Origin of the sequence: Diaphorobacter sp. MNS-0, from assembly GCF_019602835.1 — a bacterium.
Lineage (GTDB): Bacteria > Pseudomonadota > Gammaproteobacteria > Burkholderiales > Burkholderiaceae_C > Diaphorobacter > Diaphorobacter nitroreducens.
In genome coordinates this window covers 3,288,456-3,303,387 of record NZ_CP080761.1, presented here as the reverse complement: position 1 = coordinate 3,303,387, position 14,932 = coordinate 3,288,456, and the positions used below count along the sequence as shown (strand labels likewise).

Annotated in this window: 10 protein-coding genes; 8 read left to right on the top strand and 2 right to left on the bottom strand. The window is 56.2% G+C overall.

Annotated features, from left to right (window positions below):
* The first annotated feature begins 59 nt into the window (after window positions 1–59).
* The 6 genes from K2L43_RS15740 to K2L43_RS15715 all read left to right on the top strand — a co-directional run bounded on the left by K2L43_RS15740 (window position 60) and on the right by K2L43_RS15715 (window position 9,990).
* On the top strand, window positions 60–1,055 hold the full coding sequence (locus K2L43_RS15740; RefSeq protein WP_220637950.1) for an AAA family ATPase: 996 nt from the start codon (window positions 60–62) through the stop codon (window positions 1,053–1,055).
* Window positions 1,056–1,061: 6 nt separating this feature from the next.
* A complete protein-coding gene (locus K2L43_RS15735; RefSeq protein WP_220637949.1) occupies window positions 1,062–3,416 on the top strand; it encodes a S8 family peptidase in 2,355 nt (784 codons plus the stop codon).
* 32 nt (window positions 3,417–3,448) lie between these two features.
* Window positions 3,449–3,784: a hypothetical protein gene (locus K2L43_RS15730; protein WP_220637948.1), complete on the top strand. Its 336-nt coding sequence runs from the start codon at window positions 3,449–3,451 to the stop codon at window positions 3,782–3,784.
* 31 nt (window positions 3,785–3,815) lie between these two features.
* A complete protein-coding gene (locus K2L43_RS15725; protein WP_220637947.1) occupies window positions 3,816–5,705 on the top strand; it encodes a site-specific DNA-methyltransferase in 1,890 nt (629 codons plus the stop codon).
* A 9-nt stretch (window positions 5,706–5,714) separates the two neighbouring features.
* Window positions 5,715–6,734 (top strand): YhcG family protein, encoded by a 1,020-nt coding sequence (locus tag K2L43_RS15720; RefSeq protein ID WP_220637946.1) that lies wholly within the window; start codon window positions 5,715–5,717, stop codon window positions 6,732–6,734.
* A 127-nt stretch (window positions 6,735–6,861) separates the two neighbouring features.
* Entirely contained in the window at window positions 6,862–9,990 is a 3,129-nt protein-coding gene (locus K2L43_RS15715) for a type III restriction-modification system endonuclease (protein ID WP_220637945.1), read from the top strand.
* Window positions 9,991–10,005: 15 nt separating this feature from the next.
* On the opposite strand, the gene K2L43_RS15710 is transcribed toward K2L43_RS15715, so the two are convergent.
* Window positions 10,006–10,869 (bottom strand): phage integrase N-terminal domain-containing protein, encoded by an 864-nt coding sequence (locus tag K2L43_RS15710; protein WP_220637944.1) that lies wholly within the window; start codon window positions 10,867–10,869, stop codon window positions 10,006–10,008.
* Window positions 10,870–11,470: 601 nt separating this feature from the next.
* Entirely contained in the window at window positions 11,471–12,628 is a 1,158-nt protein-coding gene (locus K2L43_RS15705) for an STY4528 family pathogenicity island replication protein (RefSeq protein WP_255580473.1), read from the bottom strand.
* Between the two features lie 505 nt (window positions 12,629–13,133).
* On the opposite strand from K2L43_RS15705, the gene K2L43_RS15700 reads away from it, so the two are divergent.
* Both K2L43_RS15700 and K2L43_RS15695 read left to right on the top strand, forming a co-directional pair.
* Window positions 13,134–14,306, top strand: coding sequence for an integrase arm-type DNA-binding domain-containing protein (locus K2L43_RS15700; RefSeq protein WP_011806712.1), 1,173 nt, complete (start codon window positions 13,134–13,136; stop codon window positions 14,304–14,306).
* Window positions 14,303–14,902, top strand: a complete 600-nt coding sequence (locus K2L43_RS15695) for a hypothetical protein (RefSeq protein ID WP_255580472.1) — start codon at window positions 14,303–14,305, stop codon at window positions 14,900–14,902. The genes K2L43_RS15700 and K2L43_RS15695 overlap by 4 nt, the downstream gene beginning before the upstream one ends.
* Window positions 14,903–14,932: the final 30 nt, after the last annotated feature.

Below are 14,932 nucleotides of genomic sequence, written 5' to 3'. Positions count from 1 at the left end.
AAGAATTGAGAGCCATGCTTCTGACAAGACAAGTACGGTTCTGAGAAAGGAGAAAGATCATGGCCACAGCCAAGTTGCTTAGACAACTTATTAAAACCGGAACCGAAGGTAATCAGGATGCCTTCAAACGTGTTTCCGAAGAGTTGATTCAGGAGGAGCGCGCTAAGAATCACCATTTGCTGGCGAACGACCTGGAGAGAATTCTCTATGGCCGCCGTAACGCTGGTGGGGCAGCCAACTCGCTGCTGATTGATCGCATACCTAAAGATAAAGAGCGCAACCTGCCTCTCTTACAGATCAAGGAGGCAGTCCGGCGCATGGAAGACATCGTCTTGTCGGATGAAAATGCGTCCTTGCTGAATGAGTTGCTGCAAGAACACCATCGAGCGGAAGCGCTGCAAAGCTATGGTTTGTATCCCGTAGATCGCCTGTTATTTTGCGGTCCACCCGGATGCGGAAAAACATTAACGGCAGAGGTGCTGGCCAGTGAGCTGGGCTTGCCGCTGGCAATTGTCCGCATTGATAGTGTGGTGTCTTCCCTTCTCGGGGAAACAGCAGCCAATCTGAGACAGGTCTTTGACTTTATAGCCACCGTGCCGATGGTTGTATTGTTCGACGAGTTCGATGCGTTGGCCAAGGAGCGTGCCGATACTGCCGAGCATGGCGAATTGAAGCGCGTGGTGAATGCCTTCCTGCAAATGCTGGATGCCTATGAAGGTAAAAGCATCCTGGTTGCCGCCACCAACCACGAGCGTATTCTCGATGCCGCCATCTGGCGCCGGTTTGATGAGGTATTGGTCTTTGAATCGCCCAATCTGGAGCAGTTGCGACGGCTGTTGACCATCAAGCTGCGTGGATTACGCCGTGAATTCGAGATTGAAGATGCCCGCATCACGAGCCTGTTCAAAGGCATGAGTCATGCCGATGTGGAGCGCGTTCTGCGTCGGGCAGCCAAAGACATGGTGCTGACTGGAAAAGAATTTCTCAGTGAGCGGCATCTGCAATCCGCCATTCGTCGTGAAGATGCCCGCAGGGCGCGCATACAAGGGAGCTAAGTCGTCATGGAGGAGAACTTTCCGCACCTGAACATACAACGAGAAGCACCAGTCAATGAAAAGCGAGCTGGACGTGCTATGTCTCCACCACCGCCAGCGGATGTTCGTGGCCATGGGCGTGGGCTGTTGACCAAACTGGTTCATGCACAAGAAGAAGCCAGTGAAGATGTAGGTGGCTTTGATGAGCGCAAGCTTTTCCGCTTTACGGTGCAGAAAGGATTCAACCCGGATGATCTGAGAAAGATTTCCACCGAAATCGAATTCGTCAGCCAGGAAGACGAAACCATCGTCATCGGCTTCGCCACCAATGCCGCATTGGCGCAGTTTGAAGCTCGGCTTTCCAGTATGGCTGCGGGTGAGCAGGTTACCAATAAAGAAGTGATCTATGCCCTGCAAAGCGTGGATGGCTGGAGTTCTGAAAATCGAAAAGGCTGGGCACTGAAGCAGCAAGGCTTCCCTGATCGGGATGAGTTCATGCTGGATGTTGAGCTATGGCCGCTGGAAGACAGTCATCAGGCGAGGCAGCAAGCCTGGCAAGCATTTGAAGGCTGGCTGGCAGAACAACATATCGAGAAGCTGGATCAGATCAAGAAGCCAGAGCTGACGCTTTATCGCGTGCGCTGCACAGCCGCACAGGCTGGCATGCTGCTTCAGCATCGGGATGTGCGATCCATTGACTTGCCGCCCAACTTTGCGCTGGAGCGCTCGGTCGTCTTTCAGGATATTCAGAAGATTCCTGATATCCAGGCTCCTTCAGTGCAAGCGCCGGGCGTGGTGGTGCTCGATAGTGGCATTGCCGATGGCCATCCTCTGCTGAAAGCCGCTGTCGGCGAGGCCAAGAGCTTCTTGCCGGGCGAAGGCCCGCACGATGAAAATGGGCACGGCACACATGTTGCCGGTTTGGCTCTTTACGGCGACTTTGAAAAACACCTGCGTGCCGGCACTTTTGTGCCCACCTTGCGCTTGTACAGCGGCCGGATTCTCGACAAACACAATGAGAACAGCACGGGCTTTGTAGAGAACCAGATAGAAGAAGCCGTTCGCTACTTCGTAAGAGATCACGATTGCAAAGTGTTCAACCTTTCTTTCGGAGATGCCAACAAGCCCTACTTGGGCGGACACCTGAAAGGCTTGTCGGTGACGTTGGATACCCTCTCTCGGGAACTGGGTGTGCTGTTTGTGGTGTCCTCTGGCAATCATCGAATCAATGAGCGCTCTCCCGACGGTTTGGAATGGCGTGATCAGTACCCTACCTATCTTTCGAGTGACGATTGGCGGCTCATCGAACCCGCACCGGCATTGAATGCGCTGACAGTTGGTAGTCTGGCGCGCCACAACCAAACCTTCAACAGCCAGTACCATTCTGCGGATCCTGCGGAACTACCGGTTGCACAGCCGGACCAGCCATCACCATTCACTCGTAGCGGCCATTCTGTCGATGGAGCCATCAAGCCCGAGCTAATGGCCTATGGCGGGAATTGGGCAATCAACACGCGCGCCAATTACGCACTGCTGGACAGGACTGCCGGGCTGGGTGTGGTATCGACCAGTCATCAATTTGCAAGTGGCCACCCTTTTATGGTCGATGTCGGCACCAGCATGGCCGCACCTCAAGTGGCGCATCTGGCCGCATCCGTACTGCATGAGCATCCGGATGCCACAGCCAATTTCGTGCGCGCTCAACTCTGTCTGAACGCTGTATTGCCGCAGGCCAGTCAACAACTGCTGGATGAGCATAAGGCGCTTAAATGTGCGTGTGGTTATGGGCAGGTGGATGAAACCGCACTACATCGCTCGCTGGAAAACGCCGTGACGCTGATTACGGATGGCAAGATCGAAAACAAGCGGCACCACTTCTACGAAATACCGGTTCCGCCGGAATTCACCAGCGGTGGCAAAAAACGCCTACGGGAAATCGCCGTCGCGCTGGCCTATACGCCGCCTGTGCGCTCAACACGCATCAAGTACCGCGCTACACGTATTGACTTCAGGCTGGTCGCTGCGCGTGACCTTGAACACGTCACGACCATGTTCAACAAGGCGACCAGAAAGGAAGATTACCAGAGCATCAAGGAGCTGGCTGGCGCCAGCATTGGGCAGGTGGCCCGCAGCAAAGGGACGGTTCAAGCCGATTTCTGGCGGTTCATACAGTTCCAGAAAGATTCGGCTCTACGAACCAAAAAGCTGTTTGTGGTGGTCACGCGCAATGACTTCCCGTGGGGTGAAAATCTGTGTGACAGCGAAGAAAGCTATTCGCTTTTGGTCAGCCTGCGTGACAAGGAGAACCTCCTAGCTCAACTCTATACCCAGATCAAGGCACGATTGGATGCCAGGGTTCCACCGTTGCGTGTCCGCACATAAACCAGATTTGTATTCATCAAAGAGGACAATTTATGGATATTAAATTCTTCAAAAAAAATGCTAGGCATGTGCTGCTTGAAGTCGAAGTCAATCCTGATCAAGCGGATAAATTTGAGGCGGACTATTTTGAAGCGACAAAGATACGCCCGGTCACAGGCCCACACTATCAACAACAGCCCAATAAGTGGGGCGCCGAATACCGCATCTACTTCAATTGCGATATAGATCTCACTGATGAGTTCAGGAAGATCGATATTCACGTGGAGCAAGCCGAACGCTTATACAGAGAAGAATGGAAATATCGAGTAAACAACAAAGATTTTTTCTGGGCGTTGATTTGCGCGGGCTATAGACTGGGGCAGAACTAGAATACGTCCATCAAATTAGAGAGCCGGTCTTATGGATACCCTAAAAATGCACTCGCCAAGCATCGTGGAAGAGAATATTGCCCGCATCCGGGAGATGTTCCCTCATTGCGTGACAGAAGCACGCGACGATGCAGGCAATCTAAGAAAATTAGTTGATTTTGAGAAGTTACGGCAAGAGCTTTCTCCCGTTATCGTGGACGGAATGCAGGAGCGATATCATTTAAATTGGCCCGGTAAGCGCGAGGCGGTGCTGACCGCGAATGCACCAATAGCCAAGACGCTACGGCCTGTCCGAGAGGAAAGCATAGACTTCGACACAACGAGAAATTTGTTTATCGAAGGCGACAACCTTGATGCATTGAAAATGCTGCAGGAGACTTATCTCGGGCGGATAAAAATGATTTACATCGATCCGCCGTACAACACTGGCAGCGACTTCATTTATGAAGATGATTTCGCTCAAGAGACCGAAGAATATCTACGCTCATCCAATCAAAAAGATGATGAAGGCAATAGGCTTAGTGCAAATACTTCAGCGAATGGTCGGTTCCATTCGGATTGGCTGAGTATGATGCTGCCGCGCCTTCGATTGGCACGGCATTTGCTGCGTGACGATGGTGTCATCTTCATTTCTATCGACGACTCCGAGGCGGCAAGCCTTAAGCTGCTCTGCGATGAGATTTTTGGTGCTCAGAATTTCTACTGCAACTTTGTTTGGAAGCGCCGCAGTGGTGCAATGGATTCAGTGGATAATACAAGCGTGGATCATGAATATGTCCTTTGCTACGGAAAAAACAAGGGAAGACTCGCAGGTATAGGGCGAACCTATGCGGGCTACACCAACCCTGACAACGATCCGCGCGGCCCCTGGAAAGCTGACAATCTGAGCGCCGGAAAAGCAGGCGGCGATGTTTATTACCCCATAAAAGATCCCGTTACGGGAAATGAATTCTTGCCGCCTCAAGGCCGCTATTGGCCCTACAGCCGGAAGACTATGGCAGAGAAAATCTCCGAAGGCAAAGTAATATTTCCCGCTGATGCATCCGGGCGCCCCATGTTGAAGCGCTTCAAGAACGAGGCAAAATTTGACACAGTTCCTGTGTCGACCTGGATGGTTTCAAGGGCGGATAACAAGGTTTCAAACTCATTGATCGCGCCGTCCAACACGCAGGCAACACGGGAGCTTCAAGACATATTAAATGCGAAGCTTTTCCCACATCCAAAGTCTACGCAACTCATCAAATCCTTAGCATCTCAGTGCCTTTCAGATGATGATGACGATGAGATTGTTCTCGACTTTTTTTCTGGTTCTGGCACAACCGCACATGCAATTCTGGCTCGAAATGCGACCTGCAGTACGAATACGAGATTCATCCTCGTGCAGTTGCCAGAAGTGTGCCCACCAGAAAGTGCTGCCGCAAATGCAGGATTCTCAACCATTGCAGATATTGCCAGAGAGAGAATCCGACGCGTTGGCGATCAATTCAGAAGCTCAGACGCAAAAGTGGACGTCGGATTTCGGAGCCTCAAGATCGACACCTCGAACATGGCCGACGTCTACTACGCACCTGATGCGCTAGACAAGGCCAACCTCGACCTGTTCGTGGACAACATCAAGCCCGACCGCACGGCGGAAGACCTGCTGTTCCAGGTGATGCTGGACTGGGGCGTTGACCTCGCCCTTCCCATCGAAAAGAAGGCCATCCAGGGCAAGGACGTGTTCTTCGTCGATGGCGATGCGCTGGCCGCCTGCTTCGATGCGCATGGCGGCGTGGATGAAGCCTTCGTAAAGGAACTGGCCACGCACAAACCGCTGCGTGTGGTGTTCCGCGATGCGGGCTTCAAGGACAGTGCCGTCAAGATCAACGTGGAGCAGATCTTCAAGCTCTTGTCGCCATCCACCGAAGTGAAGAGCATCTGAGGTGCGGCTATGACAAGGCTCACACCCGGCAGAAACTATCAGGATTTGCTGGAGCACATTTCCCGCACCTATACGGCAGGCCGTGCTGCGGCGCTGCAAGCGGTCAATACCCAGTTGGTGAATACCTACTGGCAGGTGGGGCAACACATTGTGGAGTTCGAGCAAGGCGGCAAAGACCGGGCCGAGTACGGCGCGGGGCTGATCACCAGGCTTGCTGCCGATTTGCGTCTGCGCCACGGCAAGGGGTTCAGCCGCAGCAACCTCATCTACATGCGCCTGCTGTACCTGCGTTATCCAATAGGTCAGATGCCGTCTGACTTATTGAGCTGGTCGCACTATGTGGAGCTTCTGATGCTGGATGACCCGCTGGAGCGCGGGTTCTATGAGCAACAAACCATTGCCGAACGCTGGTCGGTGGCGGAACTCAAGCGCCAAAAGGCCTCATCCCTGTTCTTGCGCTTGGCGGCCAGCAAGGATAAGGCAGGTATTTTGCAACTGGCGCAACAAGGGCAGGTCGTCGCACAACCCGAAGATTTGCTGCGTGAACCCTATGTGTTCGAGTTTCTGAAGATTCCTGAGACTGGGCAGGTATCCGAAACACAACTTGAAGCCGCACTCAGCCAGCATTTGCAGCAATTCTTGCTGGAGCTGGGCAAGGGCTTTACTTTTGTCGGTCGGCAGTACCGCATTACCTTGGGTGGCACTCATTACCGGGTGGATTTGGTGTTCTATCACCGCATTTTGCGCTGCTTCGTGCTGATTGATTTGAAGCTGGGTAATGTTCAGCACCACGATATCGGGCAGATGAATCTTTACCTGGGCTACTTTGCCAAGGAAGAAAACCAGCCGGACGACAACCCGCCAATTGGCATCATCCTGAGCAGAGACAAGGACGAGCTGCTGGTCGAGTATGCGACCTATCAGATGAACAGTCAGCTTTTCGTGCAGAAATACCAGCTCTACTTGCCGGATAGGGAAGAGTTGCGGCGTGAAATTGAGCAAACCTTGCGCGAGGCGGGCGAAGAATGACGATAAAGACCAAGCAATATCCACGCTGGGTATTTGTGCAGGCGGTGCTTGCACAAATGACAGCCAGCACGAGCTGCTTGTGGAGCGCAAAACCAGAACAGCGCTCCGCAATGCGCGGGGGAGTCGCATGAAGCTGAAATTCAAGACCCAGGCCTACCAGACCGCCGCCGTGCAGGCGGTGGTGGATTGCTTCAAGGGGCAGGTGCCGCATCATGGCGGCATTCGCTATCGCCTTGATCCCGGTACCCGCAAGGCGGCACCGGCCCACCCACAAGGGGCATTGGCGCTGGAGGCCGCGCCGGATGCGGCGGCAGAGCAGGAGGCGGCTTTCCGCAATGCCGACCTCACCCTGTCGGAATCGACCTTGCTGGATAACATCCACGCCGTACAGCGGGGGCAGAATTTGCCGCTGTCGGATGCCTTGGTCAAGACCAAGGTGGCCAAGGTCAATCTCGACATCGAGATGGAGACCGGCACGGGCAAGACCTACTGCTATATCAAGACCATCTTCGAGCTGAACAAGCAGTACGGCTGGAGCAAGTTCATCATCGTGGTGCCCAGCATCGCCATCCGCGAGGGCGTGGCCAAGTCGCTGGATATCACCGCCGAGCACTTCCTAGAGACGTACCAGAAGAAGGCGCGCTTCTTCATCTACAACTCCAAGCAACTGCACCACCTGGAGAGCTTCTCGTCGGATTCTGGCATCAATGTGATGGTGATCAACGTGCAGGCTTTCGCCTCACGAGGGGCAGACGCTCGCCGCATATACGGAACGCCAAGGGTGAATGCCAAAGGCGAGACTGAAATGGTCGGCTTGGATGATTTCCAATCACGTAAACCAATCGACATCATTAGCGCCAACCGCCCCATCCTGATTCTGGATGAACCGCAGAAGATGGAAGGTGCGGCCACTCTGAAATCGTTGGAAGAGTTCAAGGCGTTGGCGGTGCTGCGCTACTCGGCCACCCACAAGACCACCCACAACAAGATTCACCGGCTGGATGCGCTGGATGCCTACAACCAGAAGCTGGTGAAGAAGATCGCCGTGCGCGGCATCGCGGTGAAGGGGCTGGCGGGCACGGCGGGCTATCTGTACTTGCAATCCATCGAGATTTCGAGCAAGAAGCCACCCGAGGCGCGCATCGAGTTCGAGCAGAAGCTGGCGGGCGGCAACATCAAGCGCGTGGTGCGCAAGCTCGGCAAGGGCGACAACCTGTTCGAGATGTCGGGTGGATTGGATCAATACCGCGACTACGTGGTGGCGGACATCAACGCCAACACCGACACCCTGAGCTTTACCAATGGCGTGGAGCTGACGGTCGGCGACGCCATCGGTGACGTGACCGAGGCTGCGCTGCGCCGCATCCAGATTCGGGAAGCGATCAAGGCGCACTTCGACAAGGAACAGGCGCTGTTCCAGCAAGATGTGAAGGTGCTGACCCTGTTCTTCATCGACGAGGTGGCCAAGTACCGCGACTACGCGCAGGCGGACGAAAAAGGCGAATACGCTCGCATCTTTGAAGAGGAGTACACGCAGTACCTGAACGAGATGCTCGACCTGGACGAGACGGCCTACGTCAAGTATCTGAAGGGTATTTCGGCGGACAAGACCCACAGCGGATACTTCTCCGTCGACAAGAAGAGCAAGCGCGACGTTGATCCGAGCATTGCAAAGACAGGTGAAAACAAAGGTCTGTCGGACGATGTGGATGCCTACGACCTGATCTTGAAGGACAAGGAGCGCTTGTTGTCGCTTGCCGAGCCGGTGCGTTTCATTTTTTCGCACTCGGCCCTGCGTGAAGGCTGGGACAACCCGAATGTGTTCGTGATCTGCTTCTTGAAGCATCCCGACTACAACAACGAGGTCACACGTCGACAAGAGGTGGGGCGTGGCTTGCGGCTGTCCGTCAACCAGACAGGCGACCGGATGGATCATCCGGCAACCGTGCACGACGTGAACGTGCTGACCGTGGTCGCCAGCGAGAGCTTCAAGGACTTTGTGGCCGCGCTGCAGAAGGACATCAGCGATTCTCTGTCGGAACGTCCACGCGTGGCAAACGAGGAATATTTCACTGGCAAAGTGCTGAAAACGGCGACCGGCGACGTGCCGGTTACGCCGCAACTGGCGAAGCAAATCTACCGCTATCTGGTTAAGAACGACTACACAGACGATTCAGACCGGATCGCGGGTGCGTATCACGATGCCAAGAAGGCAGGAACGCTAGCCGATCTGCCAGACGAACTGAAGCCGCACGCGGCGCAGGTGTACCAGCTTATCGACAGTGTGTTCAGTGCCAGCCAATTGCCTGACATCGGCGACGACCGCAAACCCAAGAAGAACCCGCTCAACGCCAACTTCGACAAACAGGAGTTCAAGGCGCTGTGGAACCGCATCAACCGCAAGGCGGCCTACAGCGTCGATTTCGACTCGGACGAGCTGGTGCAAAAAGCGGTCAAGGAGCTGGACGCGGCCCTGCGCGTGACCCCGCTGCAATACACCATCCAGGCCGGCGAACAGATCGACCAGGTGACTGGCGAGGCGCTAAAGCGTGGAGATGGTTTCAAAGTTTCCGAGACAAAGACCGAATACAACAAGCAGTCGATCCATTCAGCGGTTAAGTACGACCTGATCGGCAAGCTGGCCGAAGGTACTCAATTGACTCGCCGCATGGTGGCGGAAATCCTCAAGGGTATTAACGTCGCGGTTTTTGCACAGTTCAAGACCAACCCGGAAAGTTTCATCGCCGAGGCCACGCGACTCATCAACGAACAGAAGGCCACGGTCATCATCGAACACTTGGCCTACGATCCCGTCGAGGACAAGTTCGACCTCGACATTTTCACCGCCGGGCAGACCAAACAGGACTTCAGCAAGGCCGGTGACAAGCTCCAGCGACACATCTACGACTATGTTCTGACCGACTCGAACATCGAGCGCGAGTTCGTGAAAGAACTGGACACAGCCAATGAAGTGGTGGTCTATGCCAAGCTGCCGCGCGGCTTCCTGATTCCCACGCCCGTGGGCGACTACAACCCAGACTGGGCGATCAGCTTCAAGGAAGGCGCGGTCAAGCACATCTATTTCGTGGCGGAAACCAAAGGGTCCATGTCCTCGATGGACCTGCGCGAGATCGAAAAGACCAAGATCAAGTGTGCCCGCAAGTTCTTCGACGAGATGAACCGCCGCTACGCCCCGGAGAACGTCAAGTACGACGTGGTGGACAGTTTCGGCAAGCTGATGGAGGTGGTGAAGTAGCGGATGCCAAGCTGTTTATCTTCCGAGATAAACAGCCGTAACTTGCAGCCGTTCGTGCCCAAGCTCTTGGCTGATGATTTGTCGTGCTGCGGTATCCTGGGTGCGCTGTGCATCGCTCAGCGCTCTGGCGGGTGGTCCTCCTGCTGCTGGTGCAGGCCACCCCGTCAGAGTCTCATAGCGGCTTTGCGCGTATTGATGCCGCAGCCCATGCATATTGCTCAGCCCCGCCGCCTTGCACTGACCATCGTAGATGTGCCGCTGCTGGATGAAGGTTTTGTGTGCCGGGATCAATGACCCTGTGCCGACCAGACGGTGCACGGCCTGGAGCACATCGCGTTGCTCTGTCGTGGTGATGGGCACAGTTCGTTCCCGACCGCCCTTGGTCCACGATCCCTTGAGGGCGATGTGGTCACCCCGATCCGCGTAACTGGGCTGGAACTTGATCGCTTCCTCCCGACGCAAACCAAAGGCGGCCTGTAACTGGAGACTCATGCGCACATGGGCATCCGTGATCTGATCGAGTCCCCTTCCCAGCTCGCGGGCCTTGCTGATGTTGGTCACATAACGGCGCTCGGCCACGCCAAGCTGCGTGTTGTCCGCTGGCAGGATGCCTGCCTTGCCGATCTTCTCGGCCCACCAGCGCAGGTGAGAGAGCCGATTCTTGATGGTGCCGGACGACAAGCCTTCGCCTTGCCAGCGGTCCAGCAGCGCCTGGACGTGCTTGCCCTTGAGCGACGACGCCTTCATCTGCCGGAAACCGGCTTCGCGCAGTTGCCGCGCGGCCAGCGACAGCGAACGTATCCGGTCGGCCTGCGTGGTGTAGCTGCCGTCACGGTTGCGCTGGCAAAGCTGCCGCAGGGTGTAGGTCAAGTCGTCCATCTTCCGGCCTCCAAGCAAAGCGCCGTACTGCGTTGTCCTGAAATTCAGTGGTTAGTGTTGGTGCCAACTCGCCAAAGCGAGATCCCGTGAGGACAAGGGCATGGTGTTCAGGAGACACCAGGGCCTCTAATGAGGCATCCGTCTTGCTTCCTGCGGGAAGCCCGGACGGAGGTACTACAAGACGAAAGTGATGTGAACGTGGACAAGTCCTCCTATGAAGTGAGTGAGATGAGAAATGCAGCAGGAGCCCTGTGCGTTGCACAGAGGTAATTGCCGCAAAGGACAGTGCGCTAGGCGGCGCGGTAGGGATGAGTTCAAACAGACGAAGAAGGCTCCGCCCTGGGTAGGGCCGGTATGCGGTCGGAGCCTGGGCATACCTGGGGTGGTTCCGCCCTGGCGGGCCAGCGCTTGCAGGAACCTGCGCTGTTGGGGCTGCCGATGTACGAAGCCCATCGGTCTTGGCAACTGCCCGGGCAGTTTAGGGCGGCCATCATCATGTATGCCGCACGCAATAGGAACTAGCTTTCGCCCGCATTGTTGGCGGCGTTGCGCGGGGCGTCACTGCGGCGTGCAGTGACGCCCCGTTTCGCGGCAGCATTTACTACACAGGATGCGGCTGCCATCCCCTGGCCTGCACTGCCTGCGCTGCGATGTCCCCAGCGTTCGTCGGGGCATTCAGCATCTTGCGGATGTTGGCGATGTGCGCCAGGGCGGTTTCACGCGATGCCGGTGGCTCAGTCGGTTCTGGGCGGTGTTCGGTGCGTGGCACACCGGCAGGCCGATTTTCGACAGGCCGTGGGGTGGCAGATGTCTCCTTACGACCTGCCCACAAGCGGAAATCGCCCGCAAAAACGCGCTTCACCAAGGCGAAGAAGTAGGCCACGACATTGCGTACGGTGCCGCTCTGGCTGCGTGCCTGCAACTCGTCGAGTACTTCCTGGCGATGCTGCGGCGGCAGCCGCCGCAAGGCGGCCTGCACGTCCTTTTGCTGATCTGCCTGGGCATTGCTCAGGCAGGGCGGCAAGCTCACCGACTGCGATGCCGTATTGCCGTCGCCTTCGCGCGCGCGGTACGTACGTTCTTTTTTATACATATACATCTTATACGTACTGCCCTGCTCAGCCGTCATGTGGCGAGCGTGTTCGGTCTGTTGCGGAACAAGCGTGCTGCCAGCGGAATCGCCAGACAATGGCAGTGGGTCGGCTGCCTCGCTCGCCTGCGATGGCGGCGTAGGGGGCAAATCATCGTCATCGTGACGCTGATCGTGGGTCGCAATGGAGGCGGCTTCAGGTGCCTGCGCCAGCGTTGCCTGAATGTGGACGGCCACCCGATCCACCTGGTTGTTTTCGTGGCCGATGGAAGATTGCAGAAGCGCGGACAGACTGGCATCGAGTGCGCAGGCTTGTTGGAAGTGCAGGGCGCTTTCGTGAACCCGATACAGGTCGCTGAGCACATGGCCGGTCAGAGGGTCGCGTTGCTGGCCCACCAGACTGATCCACCCCGTCAGCCGGAGCACGACGAGAACGCGCCAGGCCGTCTCGTACCCGGACCGCTGCCCCAACGGTGTAGTGGTGAGATAGCGGCGTAACTGCCCCAGGTTCGCCAGCGGGCTGATGCCCTCGGCAGAGCGCAGCATACGTAGAACCTGCCAGCCATTGCGCTCCAGCGGCGTGAGGCGGGCGTCGAGCATGAGCGAGGCAGGCGTGGTGAACAGGGCATCTTGCCCCAGCGGGTTGTGGTGGGTGTGATGGTCTGCCATGAGAGTTCTCCGAGGTCTGGGCCCCAGCGGCCCGTTCCCCTGCATCTCATCGCGTACCGTTCCAGACGTCAGCCAACAATGCGGTCTGCGCCATAACTGTTTTATCCGGCAGACGCAGCGCTGGCACCCGCATCCAGACTGATCTATCATCCCGATACCCCCTAGGGGTACAACTGGGGGTACTTCCAGCGATTCCCGCAAAGCCCGTGACGCGATTTCCCCGCGAAACCTAGCATTCACGGCCCTTTGCCGACCGATCAACGTTTAAACGTGTGATCAACGTCTGAGTCGCCAAGCCGTTTTCCTGATGTTTCATGAAACACCAGGAAAGCATGAAAACCCCCAATAAAACCGCGCAGTTGCGCGGTTTTATTGTTTCATAGCGCTGCTTCAAGTTTCCCGAGCAGTCAATGCATGCCTGAGTACGCTAGCGAGTACAGCTCTTGGAGTATGTACGAATAAGTGAGTATAGTGCCGCTGTCGCCATGACAAGGAGTCAGCCACCATGCTTACCGACACGCACTGCCGCAACGCCAAGCCCAGGGAGAAGCTCTACCGCTTGAATGACCAGCGCGGGCTTTACCTCGAAGTCAAGCCCAACGGAGTCAAGGCTTGGCGATACCGCTTCACACTGGATGGCAAGGCCAGCATGTTTGCGCTTGGCGAATACCCTGCTGTTACGCTCTCTGAAGCCAGGGAACGCAGCGAGGCCGCACGCAAACTGGTCAAGCAAGGCATCAATCCCGCGCAGCAAAGGCAGCTCGACCGCATCCGGAAAGCCAGCGAAGCAAAGAACACCTTCGAGATCGTCGCCAAGGAGTGGCTGCAGACAAAGGACTGGGAAGATGTCACCAAGAACCGGCGTCTGGATATGCTGGAACGCGTGGTGTTCCCCAGTATCGGCAATATGCCGGTTCGCGAAATAACGCCAACCCATGTCCTGGACATCCTGCAGAAAACAGCAAAGCGTGGCGCGCCCACGGTCGCCGCCGAGGCGCGGCGCACCATGTCCGCCGTATTCGAGTTCGCCGTCGCCACCTTGCGAGCCGACAGCGACCCGGTTTGGCCGGTGCGCAAGGCGCTACCGGCAAACAAGACCCAGCACAAGCCGGCACTGAGTAAAGAGCAGATCGGCAAACTGCTGAGCGACTTCGCAAACCACCGCTGCAGCTTTCAGGTAAGTCATTGCATGCAACTGATGTGGTGGACCCTAGCGCGACCGACCGAAGTGGCCGAGGCGGCCTGGGATGAGTTTGACCTTGAGAAGGCTGTTTGGCGTATCCCGGCGCAGCGCATGAAAGCGCGCAAGGAGCACGTCGTGCCTCTGCCACGACAGGCAGTGGAGATGCTCAAAGGACTGCATGCCATTACCGGCAACCGCAAGCACCTGTTTCCTGGCCGGGATGATCGCAACGCCCCTATGTCCGCCGCATCGCTTCGCCAGGCGCTCAAGGTTTTGGGGTGGAGTGGCGCTTATAGCCCACACGCCACACGGACCACCGGCAGTACCCGCCTTAACGAGATGGGCTACCGTCCCGATGCCATCGAAGCGCAGCTTGCCCATGCTGACCAGAACAATGTGCGTCGTACCTACAACCACGCCACCTATTTCGATGAGCGTCGCACCATGATGCAGGAATGGGCGGACAAGTTGGATGAATGGAAGGGGCAAGCATGAAGCCGATCAAAACATCAAGCGATGGGCATGCCTTTCTCCCCCTCGGTCAAATTGAATATGAAGTTTTCGCCCGCAGAACCCGTTGTGGCCTTCCTGTTTTCAGAGACCCCGCTGCTTTTTCCGAGCAGCTCAAAACTTTGGCGGCGTGGCATGCGGACCAAGTCAAGCCCCTCAGAGACGAAGAGAGAAAAAAACGCTACCAGGCCGTTGCCAAAGCCGTTCACCTACTGCAAGAAACATTGCTGGGTTTAAAGCCTGATGAAATCAAGTGGCTCCTAAGTGAGGAAAATCGATATTTGTCGTCAGGCACGCTTGATGCGGCAGCTAATGAGCCGGATGACGAGCAGTTGTGGGCGGAGCTAAATATCGAACCAGCACAATGCCATGAGCACGTCCTGATCCGACACAACCTACACACACTTCAAATGATTGCAGAAGGGCTCGCTTCTAACAAAAGAGGTAGGCCATCACTTACCGCCGAGCTTGATACCGCGGCGGAGTTCGTTTTGATTTGCCACATCGCTGGTTGGACGCTTGGCGTTGCAAATAGCGGGAGAGAGAGAAAACGGGGGGACCAAGTCCTAGCAGGCCGTTGAAAAATCCCCCGCCGACGCCCGCGTTGGCCG

What these genes read in the sequence shown, in the direction of transcription:
- K2L43_RS15740 (WP_220637950.1), top strand. Translation starts at nt 60, where the DNA reads ATGGCCACAGCCAAGTTGCTTAGACAACTTATTAAAACCGGAACCGAA.
- K2L43_RS15735 (WP_220637949.1), top strand. Translation starts at nt 1,062, where the DNA reads ATGGAGGAGAACTTTCCGCACCTGAACATACAACGAGAAGCACCAGTC.
- K2L43_RS15730 (WP_220637948.1), top strand. Translation starts at nt 3,449, where the DNA reads ATGGATATTAAATTCTTCAAAAAAAATGCTAGGCATGTGCTGCTTGAA.
- K2L43_RS15725 (WP_220637947.1), top strand. Translation starts at nt 3,816, where the DNA reads ATGGATACCCTAAAAATGCACTCGCCAAGCATCGTGGAAGAGAATATT.
- K2L43_RS15720 (WP_220637946.1), top strand. Translation starts at nt 5,715, where the DNA reads ATGACAAGGCTCACACCCGGCAGAAACTATCAGGATTTGCTGGAGCAC.
- K2L43_RS15715 (WP_220637945.1), top strand. Translation starts at nt 6,862, where the DNA reads ATGAAGCTGAAATTCAAGACCCAGGCCTACCAGACCGCCGCCGTGCAG.
- K2L43_RS15710 (WP_220637944.1), bottom strand. Translation starts at nt 10,869, where the DNA reads ATGGACGACTTGACCTACACCCTGCGGCAGCTTTGCCAGCGCAACCGT.
- K2L43_RS15705 (WP_255580473.1), bottom strand. Translation starts at nt 12,628, where the DNA reads ATGGCAGACCATCACACCCACCACAACCCGCTGGGGCAAGATGCCCTG.
- K2L43_RS15700 (WP_011806712.1), top strand. Translation starts at nt 13,134, where the DNA reads ATGCTTACCGACACGCACTGCCGCAACGCCAAGCCCAGGGAGAAGCTC.
- K2L43_RS15695 (WP_255580472.1), top strand. Translation starts at nt 14,303, where the DNA reads ATGAAGCCGATCAAAACATCAAGCGATGGGCATGCCTTTCTCCCCCTC.